The organism is Salinivibrio socompensis S35 (assembly GCF_000513715.1).
Classification (GTDB): domain Bacteria; phylum Pseudomonadota; class Gammaproteobacteria; order Enterobacterales; family Vibrionaceae; genus Salinivibrio; species Salinivibrio socompensis.
Map to the genome: position 1 here is coordinate 1 of NZ_AQOD01000114.1, position 19,783 is coordinate 19,783.

Genomic DNA, 19,783 nt, shown 5'->3' on the forward strand with positions numbered 1-19,783 from the left:
TACAACGCTTTTGACCGTTACTCTTAATAACAGCCACTTGCAGGTGGTTTAAAGCCGACTTCCGACAGTAGACTTTGAAGGGCCTACCTTCATCTCTTCTTAAGCTTACGCTCAAATGGTTAACCTTGAGTTAACCTCTGTGCTCCACGGCACACTCATGCGTTTTCCCTAGTCGGCACCTAACACGCCATCGAGTTGGCAGATTTGGGACTAGTGTATCAAGGGCTGTTTTGGTTTTCGTGCGCTATTGTCCAAAGTGTTAGATAAGCCATATTTTGTGATATGGGTGCAAAAGGCGGTCTATTCGAAAGGTGTGCTTAAGCGAGCTATCACTGATATCGAACATGAGATGGGTATTGGAGGTGGAGAGCGCGAATCAAAAGGACGTTTAAGAGCGATTAATTTGCTACATATATGCTACACAGCAAAATAAAAAGCAAAAGGCCTGAGTGGTTACTAACCTCTCAGGCCTTGCTATGACTGGTGGCCCCTCCCAGACTTGAACTGGGGACCAATCGATTATGAGTCGACTGCTCTAACCACTGAGCTAAGGGGCCGAGTGGACTGGGATTATAGGGGAAGGCTAACAGGGTGTCTAGCGGTAAGGGGGGTCAATTCAGTATGGTTTTTGAGCACTTAGCTCAAGGTGATCAAAACAAGCGCCGCCAGTGTGACGGCACTCATGCTTTGTTTGCTTAGTCTCGTGATGCCACTTACTGCATGGCAGGGTCTTGGCTTTTGTCATCGGCGGGCCAAGTACTTTCTTCTTCAGCAGGCCAGGTGCTGTTGTCTTCATCTGGCATTGGCTGGGTATCGCAATCTGTGCCGCCATCTGGGCAGGTCACGGCTGGCTGGCTTCGTTGGCCATTGCCGGGCCCGCTAGGCCAACCATCATCATCAGTGCGCTTAGAGTCAGTGCTTTGTTGTGTGTTTTCATCGTGTTCTCCTTCCTATTATTGTCGTTGCCCTTGAGGACATAAACACTGTCTCGCATCCATGCATCGCCATTGTCATTACCACGCCATCGGTCAGTAAAAGCATTGCTTAGTTTGTCGCCAATTTTTTAAGTGTGTAAGCGCACGTTCAAAAAAGCACTGTTTGGTCAGATTCGCTTCAGAGCGATGTTTTTTGGTCAACATCCTCCATTAAGGGACGGCGATAAGCTTGCATCCTACGCGCACTCCCCTTAGCATCCACAAGAATAAATAAACATTTATAGTGATTTTATATTCACTAAATCGCGATAAAAAGGGATAGATATGAAAAGCGACCTCTACCAGCAATCACTCCTGACCTTGCTCGATCTCTCACCCAGTCAAATTCAAGATCTGGTGGATGATGCCGCGATGCTCAAAGCCGCCAAAGCCAAGGGCGAAGAAGTCACACATTTAAAAGGCAAAAATATTGCACTGATTTTTGAGAAAACGTCGACCCGCACCCGCTGTGCGTTTGAAGTGGCGGCGTTTGATCAAGGTGCGCAAGTCACGTATCTCGGCCCGAGCGGCAGCCAAATTGGCCACAAAGAAACCATGAAGGACACCGCGCGGGTATTAGGGAGAATGTACGATGGCATTCAGTATCGGGGCTTTGGTCAAGAGGTGGTGGAGACGCTCGCCGCGCATGCGGGGGTGCCAGAATGGAATGGCTTAACGGATGATTTTCATCCCACCCAGGTGTTGGCCGATCTGCTCACCATGCAAACGCACAGTGACAAGCCGCTTAATCAAATCGCGTTTGCATATTTGGGGGATGCGCGCAATAACGTGGGCAATTCGTTGTTGGTCGGCGCGGCAAAAATGGGGATGGATTTACGCTTGATTGGCCCCAAAGCCTATTGGCCCGACGCCGATTTGATTGCCACCTGCCAAGATATCGCTGCGAGTACTGGGGCAACAATCACGCTGACGGAGGATACCGCGGCGGTGAAAGGCTGTGATTTTATTTATACCGATATCTGGGTATCGATGGGCGAGCCGGAATCGGCGTGGGCGCAGCGCGTGGCGGATCTTACCCCTTATCAAGTCAACGCCAGCTTGATCGCCGCAACCGATAATCCACAGGTAAAATTTATGCATTGTCTGCCTGCGTTTCATAATGATGAGACCGGCGTGGGCAAACAAATTGCCGATCAATACGGACTGAATGGGCTAGAAGTGACCGACGCGGTATTTGAATCTGAGCAGTCGATCGTCTTTGATCAAGCCGAGAACCGCCTGCATACCATTAAGGCTGTGATGATTGCCACACTCGTCAAAGCAAGCACGTAAACGATTGCACTTTTGCTTGCACAGCACAAATAGGGGCGTATAATTCGGCCAGATTTCACTACACGGCCAGAAGTTATGTTGGTTATTCCACCCACAAACAGCGAGTTATCCGCCCCATTAAGGGACGGTAGCTGCATTGGTCGTGATCGTAAAAGCCTCCGTTTCGGAGGTTTTTTTTTGCCTGAAGCACACTGCAAAGAAAGGGACTCGCGTTATGGCCAATACGCTTTATCACAAACATATTATTTCCATTCCCGAGCTCAGCCGCGACGAGCTAGAGTTAATCGTTGCCACGGCGGGCGAACTTAAAGCACGCCCTAACCCGACGCTGTTAAAAAATAAAGTGATTGCCAGCTGCTTTTTTGAGGCGTCGACTCGCACACGCTTGTCGTTTGAAACTGCGATTCAGCGTTTAGGTGGCTCAGTGATTGGCTTTCCCGACGGCGGCAATACCTCGTCAGGCAAAAAAGGGGAAACGTTAGCGGATTCGGTCCGAGTGATTTCATCGTATGTGGATGGCTTTGTGATGCGTCACCCGAAAGAAGGCGCCGCTCGCTTAGCGTCTGAGTTTTCTGAGGGGGTGCCGGTGGTGAACGGCGGCGACGGTGCGAATCAGCACCCAACGCAAACCTTGCTCGATTTGTTCTCGATTTACGAAACCCAGGGCCGCCTGGATAACTTAAATATCGCTATGGTAGGGGATCTCAAATACGGCCGTACTGTGCATTCGCTTACCCAAGCGTTATCAAAGTTCGAGGGCAACCGTTTCTTTTATATCGCCCCGGATGCACTCGCTATGCCAGAGCACCTACTCGATGAGCTAGCGGCTGGCGGCCACCCGTATAGCCTGCATAGTAGCATTGGCGATGTGGTCCCTGAGCTGGATGTGCTTTACATGACACGGGTGCAGAAAGAGCGTTTTGATGAATCAGAATACGCCCACATAAAATCGGCGTTTATTTTAAATGCCGCTACGCTACGTGATGCCAAGCCTAATATGAAGGTGATGCACCCGCTGCCACGCGTGGATGAGATTACCGTCGATGTCGATAAAACTCCGCATGCGTATTACTTTGAGCAAGCTGAAAATGGTGTCTATGCCCGAGAAGCCCTACTCGCGCTGGTGTTAAACGAACAGGTTGAAGGAGTTGCAAAATGAGCACGGATAACAAACTACAAGTCGAAGCCATTTGTCACGGCACCGTGATTGATCATATTCCGGCACACATTGGCTTTAAGATCTTAAACCTGTTTCAAATGCATGGCAGCGATCAACGGATCACCATTGGTCTGAATCTACCCTCGTCGGCGCTCGGCAGCAAAGATCTGATCAAAATTGAGAACGTGGTGATCAGCGAAGATCAAGCCAGTCAGCTGGCACTGTACGCACCACAAGCCACCGTGAATCAAATTGAAGATTATCAGGTGGTCGCCAAGCTGCCACTGACGTTGCCTGAGGTGATTCAAGGCGTGTTTAGCTGCCCAAACTCAAACTGCATTACCCACGGTGAGCCGGCGGTGGAAAGCGCTTTCCGTGTGCTCAGTGAAGCGGACGATGTTAAGCTGTGCTGCAAGTATTGTGAGAAGGTTTTCTCTCGCGAGATCATGACCGAACGTCATTAACGGCTTTTTAGAGCGTCGTGATGCTAACGCTCGCTTAGCGGAAAACAGAAAAAGCCAGCACCGAGGTGCTGGCTTTTTTATCTTCGCTTAACGAGCCCAACGGTTATTTCACCACTGTCAGCGTCGGCTTGCCTTTTTTGTTCGGCGTCGCTGGCGTTTCTTTCTCGTCATCCGCCTGCGGCAGTACGTCGGGATCATCCACGCTGTCAACAGAGACTAACGATGGCTCGTCGTCTTCATCCGGTGCTGGCTCGAAGGTTTCGTCGAGCATGTCTTCATCAGCGTTGGCGTAGGCAGGCTCCATTTCAAACATGGTACCCGCGCCATTTTCACGCGCATACAGTGCAAGCACGGCTGCCATTGGCACTATGACCTGCTGCGGTTTACCGCCAAAACGCGCGCTAAAGCACACGTGATCGTTACTTAGCTCAAGATTACCCACCGCACGAGGGGCAATGTTCAGTACAATTTGCCCGTCTTTGACGTAATCAAACGGCACTTGAGCGCCTGGGATAGTGGCATCTACTACCATATGTGGCGTGAGATCGTTATCCAGTAACCAGTCGTAGAACGCGCGAACCAAATAAGGACGGCGCGGTGTCATGGCAAATTCAGATATAGACATTATTGACCTGTTAATCGCATTTCACGTTCAGCTTCTGTTAGTGAGGCGAGAAACGAATCACGCTCAAACAGACGCGTCATATAATCTTTGACTTGCTTTGAGCCTTGACCTGTTAGTTCGATACCCAGCACAGGCAAACGCCATAGCAATGGTGCAAGGTAGCAATCCACCAGGCTAAATTCTTCACTTAAGAAGTAAGGGTCTTCGGCGAACACGGGTGCCAGTGCCAGTAATTCTTCACGTAATTGTTTACGCGCTTTATCCGCTTCATCAGCACTGCCTTCCATGATCTTATCGACCAAGGTGTACCAGTTACGCTGGATGCGATACATCATCAAACGGCTCTGCGCACGCGCAACCGGGTAAACTGGCATCAGTGGCGGGTGAGGGAAACGCTCATCCAAGTATTCCATGATGATATCTGCGTTGTACAACGCGAGCTCACGGTCAATCAAGGTTGGAACAGAGTTATAAGGATTTAAGTCAACCAGATCTTCTGGCAGATTATTTGGATCCACCAGCTCGATTTCTACACTGACACCTTTCTCTGCGAGGACGATGCGTACCTGATGACTATAAAGATCAGATGCGTCAGAGAACAACGTCATCACCGAGCGTTTATTGGCAGCAACAGCCATCAACCCCTCCAGGATGTTCAATATCAATAGAAAGCAATGGAGACTAAACGTCTCCATTGCGGATTAGCAACACACTAGATTAACCGATCAGTGCACATCGCGCCAATATTCTTTCTTGAGGAAGTAAGCCAAAATCAAGAATACCACGAAGAAACCAATCACCCACCAACCCATTTGTTGGCGTTCTAGCTTCACGGGTTCACCGGAATACTCGAGGAAATTCACCAAGTCCCGTACAGCATTATCATACTCGCCTGGGCTCAGCTCACCGTTACCATCAGATTTTAAACCAACAAACTCTTCAACTGGCTCACCGTCCACCATGCGTGTTTCGTAAACCTTACGAGGGGTGCCTTGTAGCTCTTCGAGCACATGTGGCATGCCCACGTTCGGGAATACAGTGTTATTCACGCCAAACGGACGCGATGGGTCAACATAGAATGAACGCAGATAGGTATAGATCCAATCGGCACCACGCACACGGGCCACCAGCGTCAAATCAGGCGCCGGCGCACCGAAGTACTGCGCACCCGATTCTTGCGTCATGGCGTTAGTCATTAACTCGCCATAGTCTGCGTTCTTATCGACAATCAGGTGTTCTTCCATCAAGTCTTGTGGGATGTTCAGATCTTCTGCTACACGCTGGTAGCGCTGGTACTGTGTCGCATGACAGACCAAAACAGTAGTTCATGAACATTTTTGCGCCACGTTGCAATGAGGCTTTGTCCGTTAAATCGTTGTTGGCGTCGTCCAAGTGAACATTACCGCCAGCGGCCATGGCCAAAGAGGGCAACAGCGCGCACAAGATTACAATCCATTTTCTCATTTGAATGTCACCCTCTCTGGTAGCGGTTTTGTTGCCTCATTTTTGCTGTAGAAGAACAACAGCACAAAGAACATGAAGTAACAGAAGCTGAAGATCTGTGCCAGCAAGGTGTACGTTGGAGTCGCTGGCAACGCGCCCAGGATCCCGAGAGCGACAAAGGCAATCACAAATTGCACAATGTTTGCTAAGTGCAGTTTGCTACGGTAGCGATACGAACGCACACGACAGCGATCTAACCATGGTAACAAGAACAGCACCACAATCGATGCACCCATGGCAATAACACCAATCAGCTTGTCAGGTATTGCACGCAAAATCGCATAGAAAGGCGTGAAGTACCAAACTGGGGCAATGTGCTCAGGGGTTTTCAGCGGGTTTGCCGCTTCAAAGTTAGGTGGTTCAAGGAAATAACCGCCCATTTCAGGATTAAAGAAAATCACATAGGCGAACAAGATACCAAACACACCCACACCGATGAGGTCTTTGACCGTCCCGTATGGATGGAAGGGAATCGAATCAATGATCTTATACTTTTTGGTGTAATCAGGGTGGAACTTAAACTGTGACTGCTGACCATCATCATCCACTCCGCCCTTCGGCAGTTTGGTGTCGATACCATCAGGGTTATTTGAGCCCACTTCGTGCAACGCGAGCACGTGCAATGCGATCAACAACAGTAAGACAATCGGCAATGCCACCACATGAAGCGCAAAGAAGCGGTTCAGCGTCGCGCCTGACACTACGTAGTCACCACGGATCCAAAGCGTGAGGTCATCACCAATAACCGGAATAGCTCCGAACAAGGAGATAATAACCTGAGCGCCCCAGTAAGACATCTGCCCCCATGGCAACAGATACCCCATAAAGGCTTCTGCCATTAGCACCACGAAGATCAGCATACCAAACAGCCATAACAGCTCACGTGGTTTTTGATAGGAGCCGTAAATCAGCCCACGGAACATGTGTAGATACACGACCACAAAGAAAGCCGAAGCTCCGGTGGAGTGCATGTACCTGAGTAGCCAACCGTACTCGACATCACGCATGATGTACTCAACCGATGCAAAGGCACCTTCGGCTGAGGGGTTATAATTCATGGTTAGCCAAATCCCGGTTAGAATTTGGTTAACCAGAACAATCATCGCGAGCACCCCAAACATATACCAGAAGTTAAAGTTCTTCGGCATTGGGTACTCGGTCATGTGTTTACGATACGCATTCATCGCGGGAAGGCGTTTCTCAACCCAGTTCAGCAAACTTTCCATTACGCTGTCCCCTCATCTTGTCCCACCAGTACCCGCTTGTCGTCCAAGTACATATAAGGCGGCACGACCAGGTTAAGTGGTGCAGGTACGTTTTGAAATACGCGTCCTGCCATGTCAAATTTAGACCCATGACACGGACAAAAGAACCCGGCTTTCACCCCACTCACTTGCTCACTGAAGCTGTCTGGCAAGTAGGTTGGCGAACAACCAAGGTGGGTACAAATACCAACCGCGACAAAAATTTCAGGTTTAATAGAGCGGGTCTGGTTGGTTGCGTATCCTGGTTGTTGCGGCTGTGCCGATTGCGGATCACGCAGTTGGTCTTCAAAGCTTGAAAGCTCTTCTACCACTGCGCTGCTGCGGCGCACAACCCATACAGGTTTTCCTCGCCACTCGACACGGATCATTTGTCCGTCTTGTAGCTTACTGATATCGACTTCAACGGGCGCGCCCGCCGCTTTGGCTTTCGCGCTTGGGTTCCAAGACTTAATAAAAGGTACGGCAACTGCTACGGCCCCTAAACCGCCAACAACTGACGTCGTCGCAGTCAGGAAACGGCGTCGGCCGGTATTCACTGGCGCATTGCTCATCCAACATTCTCCCATGTGCTCCCGCTTGGATTTTTATTTTGTCCTTCGCGTCCATGGAGCGTACGGCTTACTTAAAAACGAATATGTAATAACGGCTGACTGGGATCAGTTCGATTAAATCTTAGCTGCTATTACGTCGGCTAGATGATAGAGAAAACCCTACTTTTTGACAAGATAAAGCTACCTTTTTGTAACAAATGTGAGCGGTGTGCACAGAATTAAGTAAAGGGTAATAAAAATGTTGGAAAGTGCGCGCTTATACACTGTTTTAAAAGGGAATAAAGAGGTAATACTCTACCTTACTGCATAATAAATTACATAAAAAAGCCCGGCGTTGCCACCAGGCTTTTTGCAGCAAATCTGACTGGAAGGTCGATTAACGCTTCGAGAACTGCGGGCTACGACGTGCTTTACGAAGACCCACTTTCTTACGCTCAACTTTACGCGCATCACGCGTCACAAAGCCAGCTGCACGTAGTGCAGGACGTAGTGACTCGTCATACTCCATCAGGGCACGTGTAATGCCGTGACGGATTGCGCCTGCTTGACCAGAGATACCACCACCAGAAACGGTGATGTACAGGTCAAACTTCTCAGTCATTTCTACCAGCTCAAGTGGCTGACGAACAACCATGCGAGCGGTTTCACGACCGAAGTAAGTGTCGATAGAACGCTTGTTAATCTCGATGTTGCCGCTACCCGGCTTGATGAAGACACGAGCTGCGGAGCTTTTGCGACGGCCGGTGCCGTAGTATTGTTCTGCCATTGCTTTATTCCTCTTAGATGTCTAGTACTTGCGGTTGTTGTGCCGCGTGCTTGTGCTCAGAACCTGCGTAAACTTTCAGTTTACGGTACATAGCACGACCTAGAGGACCGCGTGGCAACATACCTTTAACGGCTTTTTCAATCACCAGCTCAGGTTTTTGCGCGATCAGTTTTTCAAAGCTGATTGACTTGATGCCACCAATGTAGCCAGTGTGGCTGTAGTACATCTTGTCAGATTTTTTGCGGCCAGTAACAGCCACTTTTTCAGCGTTGATAACAACAATGTAGTCACCAGTGTCAACGTGAGGCGTGTACTCTGGCTTGTGCTTGCCACGCAGACGCGTTGCAATTTCAGTGGCCAGACGGCCTAGCGTTTTGCCTTCAGCGTCTACAACGAACCAGTCGCGTTTTACAGTTTCTGGTTTAGCAACGAAAGTTTTCATGCTAATAATTACCCGATTAATAAGTTTCACTTCAGGAGCCTAAGCTCCCACTGTTAAGCGTCCATTCATCACCCCTTCGAGTGGTGGTACACTCGGCCTAAGCCTTTCAACAGTAACGGTGGGTCGCGAGATTATAGGGAAGAGTGGAGAAAAAATCACCTCCTTTTCGCAAAAAAATTCCGCCGCTTTTCATCAGTTGGTTATTGTTTGACTCTTAGATCAACCTAAGTGCCCCCGCGCGCCGTCTCACCGGTACGGTAGTAAGTGAGGCAACGCGAGATAGTCATGGCTTTGCATTTCAATCAGGCGTGACTGGCAACGCTTAAATTCAAACGCTAAGCGCTCTCCGTCATACAGGCTATCCAGTGGCGCCGCCGCCGAAATAATCAGTTTGACACTGCGCTCGTAAAACTCATCCACAAGCGCAATAAACCGACGTGCAGCGTCATCTTGGGTACTATGTAACTGCGGCATACCGGCAACCAGCACCGTGTGATAAAGACGCGCCAGTTCCATGTAGTCGGTTTGGCTACGGGCCGATTGACACAACTCGGCAAAACTAAAGTGCGCAACGCCATCGCCATTTTCAATAGTATGAAGCGAGCGGTTATTCACGGTGATCACAGCGTCGCGCTGTCCCCCTTCCCCATTCAGTTTTTTGAAATAGGCCTGCATCGTCTCCGTGGCTTGGTCGCCAAGAGGATGATAAAAAATCGCCGCTTGCGTTAAGGTACGCAGGCGATAATCAACGCCAGAGTCAACGTTAACCACCTCACAGTGCTGGTTGATCAAATCAATGGCAGGGATAAAACGCGCGCGCTGTAACCCGTTCCAGTACAATTCATCAGGCACAATGTTGGAGGTCGCGACCAAGGTAATCCCTCGAGCAAATAACGCTTCCATCAGCGTCCCCAAGATCATCGCATCGGTAATGTCTGAAACAAAGAATTCATCAAAACAAAGCACCCGGGTTTCTTGCGCAAACTTGTCTGCGATTTGCGGCAACGGATCCGCTTCTCCATCCAGGATTCTCAACTCTTGATGCACCCGATGCATAAAGCGGTGAAAGTGCATGCGCATTTTGTTCTCAAAGGGCAAGGCGTGAAAAAATGTATCCATTAAATACGTTTTCCCGCGTCCTACTCCGCCCCAAAAATACAGCCCTTTTACCGGCGCGATAGTCTCGGGCTCACGTTTGCGCCTAGGCAACCAAGGCAGCCAACGAGGCTTTTGCGGACCAAGCTTTTGCGAACCAAGCTTTTGCGGTTGAGAGGATGCCATGGGGGTGGCCACCAAGCGGTGATAAAGTTCATCGAGTTTTTCGACCGCCATGCGTTGGGCAGGGTCGTCAATAAAGTTGTTGTGAGTCAGGTCGTTATTGTAATGTTCTAAGGGCGTCATTCCTTGAAAGCCTCGTTGGTTATCGCCATCTTTTTCATAGTAACACGCGAGCGAGAAAGAGAAATACGCGCGCACAGGAGTACCACGCTCGCGATCTGGCATGTATAGTAAACCCACGTTTCATCTTGCTGAGCCAATGGCAGATGTACGGTATTATAGGTGGGCAAGTGATTTTACTTGCCCTGACTGATCACTGAATCATCATAGTGAGCAGTCAACGTGTGAGTACAAGGAGCAGTTATGGCCTGGATTAATAGCCTGATCTTTCTCGTCATCGGTATCGCGGTGGGCTTTTTCATTGCCCGCATGACGACTCGCGATCTCAAACAACAAAAAAACATGAAAAGGGAGCTAGAAAAGTCACGTTACGAGCTAGAGCAATACCGCCAAGAATTGGTGGACCATTTTGCTCAAAGCGCTGAGCTGCTTGATACCTTGTCGAAAGACTACAACAAGCTGTACCAGCATATGGCTAAGACGTCTTCTGATTTGATGCCTGACTTACCCGATCAAGATAACCCTTTTGCCAAGCGGCTGGGGAAAATTACCAACCTGGAAGTAGACACGTCTAATCAACCACCTCGTGACTATTCTGGCAGTGCGTCAGGGTTGCTAAAAAGTGAAAAAAGCACTCACGCTAGCTGATTGAGGATTGAACTTTTTCAGACTGCCCCCACTCTCAATTCATATCTTGACAATTGGAGTGTGAGCCCATGATGAAAAAGTCTTTACTCGCGATTAGCGTCGCCGCGCTGACTCTTGGCGCGGCGTTTTCTCCTCTACCAAGCTATGCCGCCTTACCTCAAGCCGTAAGCGGCGAAGCCGTGCCGAGCTTGGCTCCCATGTTAGAAAAAGTCTCGCCGGCCGTTGTCAGTATTGCGGTGGAAGGGAATAAGGTGTCCAAACAACGTATTCCTGAAGCATTCCGGTTTTTCTTTGGTCCCAATGCGCCTTCTGAGCAAGTCCAAGAACGCCCCTTTCGTGGTTTAGGATCAGGGGTAATTGTTAATGCCGATAAAGGCTATATTGTCACCAATCATCATGTGATTGCTGATGCGGATGAGATCCGTGTTCAACTTAAAGATGGCCGCGAATACGACGCAACCTTGATCGGCAGTGACGAAATGTCTGATATCGCCTTACTGCAGTTGGATGAAGACGCCGGTAACCTGACACAAATCCCTCTTGCCGACTCTGATAACTTACGTGTCGGTGATTTCGCCGTCGCCATTGGTAACCCATTCGGGCTCGGACAAACCGTTACCTCGGGAATCGTCTCAGCCCTGGGACGCAGTGGTTTGAACTTAGAAAACTTCGAGAACTTTATTCAAACCGATGCGGCGATTAACAGTGGTAACTCAGGCGGCGCACTAGTTAACCTTAACGGTGAACTGATGGGGATCAACACCGCGATTTTAGGGCCCAACGGTGGCAACGTCGGGATTGGCTTTGCGATCCCAGTGAATATGGCAAAAAGCTTGGTCGACCAGATCATTGAATATGGCTCTGTGCGACGCGGCATGCTTGGCGTCACCGGCCGAGAGCTGACCGCGGAGTTAGCCGATGCCTTTGGATTAGCCACCCAACACGGGGCCTTTGTTAGTCAGGTAATGCCTGAATCTGCCGCCGACGATGCGGGGCTAAAAGCCGGTGATATTATTGTTTCTGTTAACGGTAAAAGTATTCGCAGCTTCAGTGAGTTACGCGCTAAAATTGCCACCTTAGGGGCCGGCAAAACCGTTACGTTGGGCGTGATCCGTGATGGTGACAGCTAGAGATGGAAACCACCCTCAAAGAAGCCGCTCAAACTCAAACCAAAGCCGATAATCTACACAAAGCCTTGGCCGGCGCAGAGTTGAAAAATCATGACACTGAGCCAGCGGGGGTCGAAGTCGCGGCGATTGAAGAAGGCTCTCTTGCCGCTCGATATGGACTGCGCGCGGGTGATGTCATTGTTGGTGTCAATCGACATAAAGTGGCGAATCTGGGTGACTTACGCAAACTGCTCGAAGAAAAACCGGGCGTGCTCGCACTCAATATTGTGCGCGATAACAGCTCGCTTTATCTTGTGATTCGATAGTCCTACTCTCTTTGTACCATGGAATGAATGCCTACCACTTCGGTAGCATTTTTTATCGGCCCATTCATTTTTATAAGCCCATGGCGGTGATGATTTCCACAACCCGACCCCACAATGCTATTCTCTAGCTCCGTTCTGTTTTGTTTTAGGATGGCATTGTTTATGCTGGCTCTACTTGTTCGTTCCGTGATTATTGGCCTTGTTACGGCTGCCTTACTCTTGGTCGCGGTGCCTGATCTACGCTCGGGCCTGTTATCCGATATTTCTTTTGTTGAGAACGGTGATCAATCCTCAGCAGAGTTGGTGTCATTTAGCTATGCGGTCAAACGCGCCTCCCCCGCAGTGTCAATATCTACACCCGTAATTATACCGGCAACGATAAACTAGAGCTCAATACTCAAGGGTTAGGCTCTGGGGTGATCATGAGCGGTAAAGGCTATATCGTCACCAACTATCATGTGGTCGCCGAAGCTGACCAAGTGATCGTTGCTTTGCAAGATGGACGCATTTTTACGGCTCAGATGGTGGGTAAAGATCAGCGTACCGACTTGGCTGTCATTAAGATCCAATCTGAAAATCTTCCAAGTATCCCCGTGAACAAACGTTATCAACCCACCGTGGGTGATACTGTCCTTGCGATTGGTAACCCATACAATTTAGGGCAAACCACCACCTACGGTATCATCTCGCGACCGGCCGGACCGGGATGAGTTTTTATGGTCGCCAAGACTTTCTACAAACCGATGCGGCGATTAACCGAGGTAACTCGGGCGGGGCACTGGTAAACAGTCGTGGTGAGCTCGTCGGCATCAATACGGCCTCTTTTCAGCAAGCCACAGATCTAGAAACGTACGGCATTTCCTTTGCGATTCCTTACCGCTTAACCGAGAAAATCATGAATAAGCTGATTGCTGATGGCCGAGTGATCCGCGGCTACATTGGTATAGATGGTCGTGATGTAAACCCGGTGATGGCCCGATTATTGGATGCTGAGCAGCAACGTGGGGTGATGGTCGCAGGTCTCGATAAAGGCGGGCCCGCGGAAAAAGCCGGCATTCAACCCCAAGACTTGATTATCCAAATTAACGACAAGCCGGTGCGCGGCGCTCGCGGTGCCATGGATATGGTGACCGACACGCGTCCGGGCTCAACGCTTGAGATCACACTGATCAGAGACGGCGAGACCTTAACCTTGCCGGTGAAAGTGGGCGATGAACGCTAGCAGCGGATACCTTAAGTTCTCGCCGATCAAAAACGCCAGCCTGTGAGGGCTGGCGTTGTCATGTCGCGCATTAAGGCCAACGCTATGATTGGACTAATTCACTTCATCTGAGTCAATTCGCTCAATTTTAGCGCCCAAGGCCTGTAGTTTATCTTCAATACGCTCGTAGCCTCTATCGATATGATAAATACGATCAACCAGGGTTTCGCCCTTAGCGATACAACCAGCAATCACCAAGCTAGCTGAGGCGCGTAGATCCGTTGCCATCACTTGTGCGCCGCTTAGGCTCTCTGTATCACCGCATATCACGGTATTGCCTTCAATCTCTGCATGTGCGCCCATTCGTTGTAATTCAGGCACATGCATAAAGCGATTTTCAAAGATGGTTTCGGTGATAATCCCGGTCCCTTTGGCAACCAAGTTAAGCAAGCTAAATTGGGCTTGCATATCGGTTGGAAATCCCGGGTGTGGCGCGGTACGCACGTTCACCGCTTTGAGCTCGCGGTCGGTCATGTCTAATTCGATAAAGTCATCACCGGTCACTACCTTGGCACCCGCTTCTTCTAGCTTGTGCAGTACAGCTTCAAGTAACTCCGGCGAGGTATGGCGACACACAATATGACCACCTGATACCGCGGCCGCCACCAAAAAAGTGCCGGTTTCGATGCGATCCGCCACCACGGCGTGCTTGCCACCGCCAAGACGCTCAACGCCTTTAATCTCTATGCGGTCTGTGCCTGCGCCTGTGATTTTTGCCCCCAACATGTTGAGGAATTTGGCGGTATCAACAATTTCCGGTTCACGAGCCGCGTTTTCAATCACGGTGGTGCCTTGCGCTAACGTCGCAGCACTCATGATGGTTACCGTCGCACCGACGCTGACCTTATCCATCACAATGTGCGCACCTTGAAGTCGACCATCGACCGTGGCACGCACGTAACCTTCTTCTAAGGTAATGGTCGCACCGAGCTGCTCAAGACCGTTGATGTGCAAATCCACCGGCCGTGCACCAATCGCGCAGCCGCCGGGCAAAGAGACTTCGCCCTTACCAAAGCGAGCAACCAAAGGCCCTAAAGCCCAAATGGACGCGCGCATGGTTTTCACTAAATCATAAGGCGCACAGAGTTCAGTGATATCACTGGCATCAACATGCACCGATCCATTACGGCTCACCTTGGCCCCTAAGCGTGATAACAGGGCCATCGTCGTGTCAATATCGCGTAACTTAGGGACATTCGCGACTTCGACTGGCTCTTCAGCCAGTAATGAAGCAAATAAAATCGGGAGGGCGGCATTTTTTGCGCCAGAAATGGCCACATCACCTTTAAGCGGGCCATTGCCCGTCACTCGAAACTTTTGCATCACACCCTCTTACAACTGCATCAGTTTTTTATCGCGTGCCCACTCAGCGGGTGTCATCGCTTTAATACTGACTGCATGAATATCATTACGCGCAATGTGATCCGTCAACGGACCATATATGGTTTGTTGCTTTTTTACGCGTGACATACCGTCAAACATCTCTGCCACAGCAATCACTTCAAAGTGGCTGCCATCGCCTTTTACGTGCAGCTCGTCCACTGACACAGCCTGCTCTAAAAACGCGGCCTCTAAAATGGCTTTAACGTCGCTTGCTTCCACGTTTAAACTCCTTGTTGATGCTCAGCATCGTCAAAATATGTGTCTAAATTACTCAGCGTTAACAATAGTTTTAGCTGTTCAGGCATCCCTTGATACTGAATGCCCTGCCCGTTATCACGCAGGGTACGATCAAGGTGGAGCAACATCGCCATTCCCGCTGAATCCACACGTGATAACGCACTTAAATCTAGCGTTAAGGCGGTATCTGTTGGCATCCATTGGTGACGCTGACGCCAAAAGGCAGGCACTGTGTCACGATCAAGCTGCCCTGACAAGTGATAGTGCTGCTCGCTGCCAACCGTCAAGTTGACGCTCATGACGCGTCCTGCTTTTGCTTGTCTTCCCGACGGATAGGCCGTTTGGCAATCTCTGCTAATTGTTCAATCACCGCATCAATGCCATCACGGCGAAGCGGTGTCTTCCATTCTGACTGCTTAGACTGGATCATACTGACCCCTTCCGCTGTGACGTCATAAGCTTGCCAATTTCCTGTCCGCGTATTTTTACGTAAGCTGAAATCCAGGCGAATAGATGGACGTGATGAATCGATCATGTCGACCCGCACTTTGACAATTTTATCTTCGGGATCAATGGGTTTATCCTTTTGAACCTCAATGGTTTGGTTGTCGTACTCCAGTAAAATCTGCGCATAAGAGGCAATCATGTACTCGGTGAATGCCTCGGTGAACGCATCGCGCTGTTCAGGGGTCGCCTTGCGATAATACTGAGCGCCTAATACCAGCGACGCCGCATAGCGATTGTGGATATAAGGAAGCAGCTCGTCTTTAACAACATCACGCAATAAGTCAGGGTCTGCGCGGAGTAGGGTGCGATCTTTGCGTATGCGCGAAAAAGTGTTGTCCGCAACTTGCTCAATCAGCCGATACGGATTGGATTGATCTACCGGCTCACTGGCCTGTACGGTCTGTCCAAGGCTGACTAACATTAGACTCAACGCTGAGCCTAATGCGATAAGTGTCTTTTTCATTTTGGTTACTCCTTGTCACCCATACTGTAGAGGAACTGACCAATCAAATCTTCTAAGACGAGGGCCGACTTGGTATCTTGGATTTTGCTCCCCGCGTCTAGGTAGCCAATACCCAGAGCTTCATCGACAAACCCAGGCGTAATACCAATATATTGCTCACCCAATAAACCTGCGGTGTAGATGGACGCAGAGCTCGATTCAGGGAAACGCCCCGCGTCTTCGCTGATTTGTAGGGTCACTTGCGGCACATAGGTCTCTGGGTTGAGAGAAATATCCGTTACCTGGCCAACCGTTACGCCACCCACTTTTACCGGAGAGCGCACTTTTAACCCGCCAATATTGTCGAATTCTGCGGTGAGGATATAGGTGTCTGCCCGCCCCCATCGCTGAACATCGGCGACTTGAAACGCAAGGTTAATAGCGCGGCAATACCCACAATGACAAAGCAGCCTACCCAAAATTCTGTTTTACGACTCTGTTGCATGATTAATTCCCAAACATGAGTGCAGTAAGGACAAAGTCTAGGCCGAGAACGGCCAGCGATGAATGTACCACAGTACGTGTGGTCGCGCGGCTGATCCCTTCCGACGTCGGCGTGGCATCATAACCGTTAAAAAGAGCAATCCAGGTGACGGCGATGGCAAAAACCAGGCTTTTGATTAACGCGTTACCCACATCATAGCCAAGGTCGACCGATGCCTGCATCACCGACCAAAAACTCCCATGATCAATGCCTTTCCAGTCTACTCCGACCAGCTCGCCACCCCAAATGCCCACTAGCATGAAAATCACCGCGAGCAAGGGCATGGCGATCACGCCGGCCCAAAAACGGGGGGCGATGACACGACGCAGCGGATCGACGGCCATCATCTCTAAACTCGATAGCTGCTCGGTGGCTTTCATCAAGCCAATTTCAGCGGTCAGAGCGGATCCGGCTCGACCAGCAAACAGCAAAGCGGTCACCACGGGGCCGAGCCTCGCGTAGTAGCGATAAGGCCACCATCTGACCCAGGCTGGTCTCGGCACCGAAATCCGACAAGACTAAATACCCTTGTAGGCTTAATACCATGCCGATAAACAACCCTGAGACAACGATGATCGCTAATGAACGCACGCCGACAGAATAGAGTTGTTGGATAAGAAGTGGGAAGGTTTTGCGCGGTTGAGGACGCCCCACCAGCGCACCTGTCATCACAAAGGTGGCGCGACCCATTGACTCGGCCACACGCATTGTTCGACGGCCAATATCCTCAATTTGTGTTTTAATCACCGAAAATCTCCTGCTTTAGCTCACCCGCGGGATAACGAAATGGCACGGGACCATCGGCATGCCCTTCTAAGAATTGCTGCACCCAAGGATCTGGGTTATCCCGCAACGATTGCGGAGAGCCACTGGCGATAATACGGCTATCGGCGAGAAGGTAAACTTTATCGGCAATGCTCATTACTTCAGGCACATCATGCGATACCACCACACACGTTAACCCAAGCGCCTGATTAAGCTGACGAATCAGAGTGACAAGTACGCCCATGGTAATAGGATCTTGTCCGACAAAGGGTTCATCAAACAAAATCAGCTCTGGATCAAGGGCAATTGAACGGGCGAGGGCTGCTCGACGGGCCATGCCACCAGACAAGTTACTCGGCATTAATGCTGCCGCTCCCCGCAGGCCCACCGCTTCCAATTTCAACATAACAATGGTATAGACGAGGGATTCATCCAGTGCGGTGTGCTCACGCAACGGAAAAGCCACGTTGTCGAACACCGACATGTCAGTGAATAGCGCACCGGATTGAAATAACATACTCATGCGCTGGCGCAGATCAAATAGCTGACGACGCCCTAACGAGGGAATCGAGTGACCATCAAACACAATGTCGCCAGTATCCGGCTTAAGCTGACCGGCTATCAGGCGCAATAATGTGGTTTTACCAATACCTGAGGGCCCCATAATTGCGGTGATCTCCCCGCGAGGCACCTGCAGATCAATGTTATCAAAAATGCATTGGTTGCCCCGTGAGAACGTCATCCCATTAATATCTATCAGGCTCTGTGCTGCCATGGCCGCATCTCATGGTTGGAAAGGAACAAAATTAAGTAGCTGATAATAAGGTGTCACTCAGCCTAACACAAGCCACCCTGTCTGGCGGGCCAAGCAGGACGTGACATATCCCTGATAATAGCACCCGCTACACACTCAACGTGTCAGGACTGCGTTAATGTCGTCCCGTACCAGATGATGCCTTAACCGCGGTCCACTCATTGATAAATACGGCCCCGATGCGCGTGTCGATAGCGATAGCGCAACCGTGTTCGCATCAAGCGATAAAATACCAGGATGGATAACCCGCGCACGGGCTTTTTGCTTCACATTTCCCCCTTTAGCCGTCAGAATTGCACCTCATTTGAACCAAATTTAAAACGCAAAGGATAGGTGTCATGGTTATAGCGGTTGCCATACTCGTAGTTGGACTCGTCGTGCTGGTATGGAGTGCGGATCGACTGGTCTTCGGCGCGGCTGCAATCGCGAAAAACTACGGCGTTTCGCCTTTAGTGATCGGAATGACCATTTTGGCAATGGGCTCGTCGGCCCCCGAAATGATGGTGTCTGCCAACGCGGCCCTCGCCGATAAAACCGATACTGCAGTGGGGAACGTTTTAGGATCGAATATCGCCAACATAGCGCTTATTATTGGTTTTACGGCGCTTATCAAGCCGCTATCGATTGGGTCGACCATTATCCGCCGTGAATTGCCTCTGATGCTCGGAGTCACCGTACTCGCTGGGGTATTGCTTTGGAACAGTCACCTTGGATTTTTTGAAGGGGTGGGGCTCATCACGCTATTCGTGATCTTTATTTTAATGATGATAAAAATTGGCAAAGATTCTGGCGGCACTGATCCGGTACTGGCCGATCAGCAGTCTGATATCCCTAGTGATGTCAGCAACCTGAAAGCGGCGATGTGGATTATTGTCGGCTTGCCCTTACTGCTGCTGTCATCGGATCAAGTGGTTGACTCGGCCGTGACGATTGCTCAGTACTTTGGCATGAGTGATCTGGTGATTGGCTTGACCATCATTGCGATTGGCACCAGCCTCCCCGAACTTGCCGCCTCGATTGCGGGGGTGATGAAAGGCGAGGATGACCTGGCGGTGGGGAATATCATCGGCTCGAATGTCTTTAATATTCTTGCGGTCATGGCGATCCCCGGGTTACTGAATCCGTCACCGATCAGCGAATATGCGATGAGCCGTGACTATTATATTATGCTGGTGTTTTCTGTCATGTTGCTGGTGTTTGCTTTGGGCAAATCACGCAGTATTAATCGTATTGAAGGCGCTATTTTCCTACTTTGTTATATCAGTTACCAAGGCTACCTATTTATCAACGCGGCCGCCTAAACGGAC

At 50.1% G+C, this 19,783-nt stretch carries 18 protein-coding genes, 1 tRNA gene and 5 pseudogenes; 7 read left to right on the forward strand and 17 right to left on the reverse strand.

The features are described 5' to 3' along the window. Positions 1-481: 481 nt before the first annotated feature. A tRNA-Ile gene (locus tag DZ54_RS0112605) sits at positions 482-557 on the reverse strand. 156 nt (positions 558-713) lie between these two features. After that, on the reverse strand, positions 714-845 hold the full coding sequence (locus DZ54_RS26825; protein WP_276202048.1) for a hypothetical protein: 132 nt from the start codon (positions 843-845) through the stop codon (positions 714-716). 414 nt (positions 846-1,259) lie between these two features. On the opposite strand from DZ54_RS26825, the gene argF reads away from it, so the two are divergent. From argF to pyrI, 3 genes are all read left to right on the forward strand, one after another. Next, positions 1,260-2,267 (forward strand): ornithine carbamoyltransferase, encoded by a 1,008-nt coding sequence (gene argF, locus DZ54_RS0112625; RefSeq protein ID WP_025674459.1) that lies wholly within the window; start codon positions 1,260-1,262, stop codon positions 2,265-2,267. 214 nt (positions 2,268-2,481) lie between these two features. Then, the gene (gene pyrB / locus DZ54_RS0112630) at positions 2,482-3,426 is read left to right on the forward strand and encodes an aspartate carbamoyltransferase (RefSeq protein WP_025674460.1); all 945 of its coding nucleotides are present in this window, start codon (positions 2,482-2,484) and stop codon (positions 3,424-3,426) included. Beyond that, positions 3,423-3,890 carry an aspartate carbamoyltransferase regulatory subunit gene (gene pyrI, locus DZ54_RS0112635; protein WP_025674462.1) on the forward strand — a complete coding sequence of 156 codons (468 nt, stop codon included), beginning with the start codon at positions 3,423-3,425 and terminating at the stop codon, positions 3,888-3,890. The genes pyrB and pyrI overlap by 4 nt, the downstream gene beginning before the upstream one ends. A 103-nt stretch (positions 3,891-3,993) precedes the next feature. Here pyrI and sspB read toward each other — a convergent pair whose 3' ends face one another. The 8 genes and pseudogenes from sspB to zapE all read right to left on the reverse strand — a co-directional run bounded on the left by sspB (position 3,994) and on the right by zapE (position 10,443). After that, the gene (gene sspB, locus DZ54_RS0112640; RefSeq protein ID WP_025674463.1) at positions 3,994-4,515 is read right to left on the reverse strand and encodes a ClpXP protease specificity-enhancing factor; all 522 of its coding nucleotides are present in this window, start codon (positions 4,513-4,515) and stop codon (positions 3,994-3,996) included. After that, positions 4,515-5,153: a stringent starvation protein SspA gene (gene sspA, locus DZ54_RS0112645; protein WP_025674464.1), complete on the reverse strand. Its 639-nt coding sequence runs from the start codon at positions 5,151-5,153 to the stop codon at positions 4,515-4,517. The genes sspB and sspA overlap by 1 nt, the downstream gene beginning before the upstream one ends. An 87-nt stretch (positions 5,154-5,240) precedes the next feature. Then, a pseudogene (locus DZ54_RS21550) lies at positions 5,241-5,979 on the reverse strand (cytochrome c1). Then, positions 5,976-7,244, reverse strand: coding sequence for a cytochrome b (locus tag DZ54_RS0112655; protein WP_025674465.1), 1,269 nt, complete (start codon positions 7,242-7,244; stop codon positions 5,976-5,978). The pseudogene DZ54_RS21550 and the gene DZ54_RS0112655 overlap by 4 nt, the downstream one beginning before the upstream one ends. Beyond that, complete coding sequence (petA, locus tag DZ54_RS0112660; RefSeq protein WP_025674466.1) at positions 7,244-7,834, reverse strand: ubiquinol-cytochrome c reductase iron-sulfur subunit; 591 nt, start codon at positions 7,832-7,834, stop codon at positions 7,244-7,246. Before petA ends, DZ54_RS0112655 begins: the two co-directional genes overlap by 1 nt. Before the next feature lie 376 nt (positions 7,835-8,210). After that, positions 8,211-8,600: a 30S ribosomal protein S9 gene (rpsI, locus tag DZ54_RS0112665; protein WP_025674467.1), complete on the reverse strand. Its 390-nt coding sequence runs from the start codon at positions 8,598-8,600 to the stop codon at positions 8,211-8,213. A gap of 13 nt (positions 8,601-8,613) precedes the next feature. Then, positions 8,614-9,042, reverse strand: a complete 429-nt coding sequence (gene rplM, locus DZ54_RS0112670; protein WP_025674468.1) for a 50S ribosomal protein L13 — start codon at positions 9,040-9,042, stop codon at positions 8,614-8,616. A gap of 246 nt (positions 9,043-9,288) precedes the next feature. After that, positions 9,289-10,443 (reverse strand): cell division protein ZapE, encoded by a 1,155-nt coding sequence (gene zapE / locus DZ54_RS0112675; protein WP_025674469.1) that lies wholly within the window; start codon positions 10,441-10,443, stop codon positions 9,289-9,291. A 240-nt stretch (positions 10,444-10,683) separates the two neighbouring features. Between zapE and zapG the strand changes: the two genes are divergently transcribed. The 3 genes and pseudogenes from zapG (at position 10,684) to degS (ending at position 13,745) form a co-directional block, all read left to right on the forward strand. After that, positions 10,684-11,088, forward strand: a complete 405-nt coding sequence (gene zapG, locus DZ54_RS0112680) for a Z-ring associated protein ZapG (RefSeq protein WP_025674470.1) — start codon at positions 10,684-10,686, stop codon at positions 11,086-11,088. A gap of 71 nt (positions 11,089-11,159) precedes the next feature. Continuing rightward, positions 11,160-12,523 (forward strand): annotated as a pseudogene (locus DZ54_RS21555) (Do family serine endopeptidase). 162 nt (positions 12,524-12,685) lie between these two features. After that, a pseudogene (degS, locus tag DZ54_RS26830) lies at positions 12,686-13,745 on the forward strand (outer membrane-stress sensor serine endopeptidase DegS). A 93-nt stretch (positions 13,746-13,838) separates the two neighbouring features. Here degS and murA read toward each other — a convergent pair. From murA to mlaF, 7 genes and pseudogenes are all read right to left on the reverse strand, one after another. Next, positions 13,839-15,107 (reverse strand): UDP-N-acetylglucosamine 1-carboxyvinyltransferase, encoded by a 1,269-nt coding sequence (gene murA, locus DZ54_RS0112695; RefSeq protein WP_025674471.1) that lies wholly within the window; start codon positions 15,105-15,107, stop codon positions 13,839-13,841. 9 nt (positions 15,108-15,116) lie between these two features. Further along, on the reverse strand, positions 15,117-15,362 hold the full coding sequence (locus DZ54_RS0112700; protein ID WP_420804856.1) for a BolA family protein: 246 nt from the start codon (positions 15,360-15,362) through the stop codon (positions 15,117-15,119). A gap of 26 nt (positions 15,363-15,388) precedes the next feature. Continuing rightward, the gene (locus tag DZ54_RS0112705) at positions 15,389-15,703 is read right to left on the reverse strand and encodes an STAS domain-containing protein (protein WP_025674473.1); all 315 of its coding nucleotides are present in this window, start codon (positions 15,701-15,703) and stop codon (positions 15,389-15,391) included. Beyond that, entirely contained in the window at positions 15,700-16,374 is a 675-nt protein-coding gene (mlaC, locus tag DZ54_RS0112710) for a phospholipid-binding protein MlaC (protein WP_025674474.1), read from the reverse strand. Before mlaC ends, DZ54_RS0112705 begins: the two co-directional genes overlap by 4 nt. 5 nt (positions 16,375-16,379) lie before the next feature. Beyond that, positions 16,380-16,858: pseudogene (gene mlaD, locus DZ54_RS21565) on the reverse strand (outer membrane lipid asymmetry maintenance protein MlaD). 2 nt (positions 16,859-16,860) lie between these two features. After that, positions 16,861-17,605, reverse strand: a pseudogene (mlaE, locus tag DZ54_RS21570) (lipid asymmetry maintenance ABC transporter permease subunit MlaE). A gap of 31 nt (positions 17,606-17,636) precedes the next feature. Further along, complete coding sequence (mlaF, locus tag DZ54_RS0112725) at positions 17,637-18,437, reverse strand: phospholipid ABC transporter ATP-binding protein MlaF (protein ID WP_025674475.1); 801 nt, start codon at positions 18,435-18,437, stop codon at positions 17,637-17,639. A gap of 377 nt (positions 18,438-18,814) precedes the next feature. On the opposite strand from mlaF, the gene DZ54_RS0112730 reads away from it, so the two are divergent. Further along, positions 18,815-19,777 (forward strand): calcium/sodium antiporter, encoded by a 963-nt coding sequence (locus DZ54_RS0112730; protein WP_025674476.1) that lies wholly within the window; start codon positions 18,815-18,817, stop codon positions 19,775-19,777. Positions 19,778-19,783: the final 6 nt, after the last annotated feature.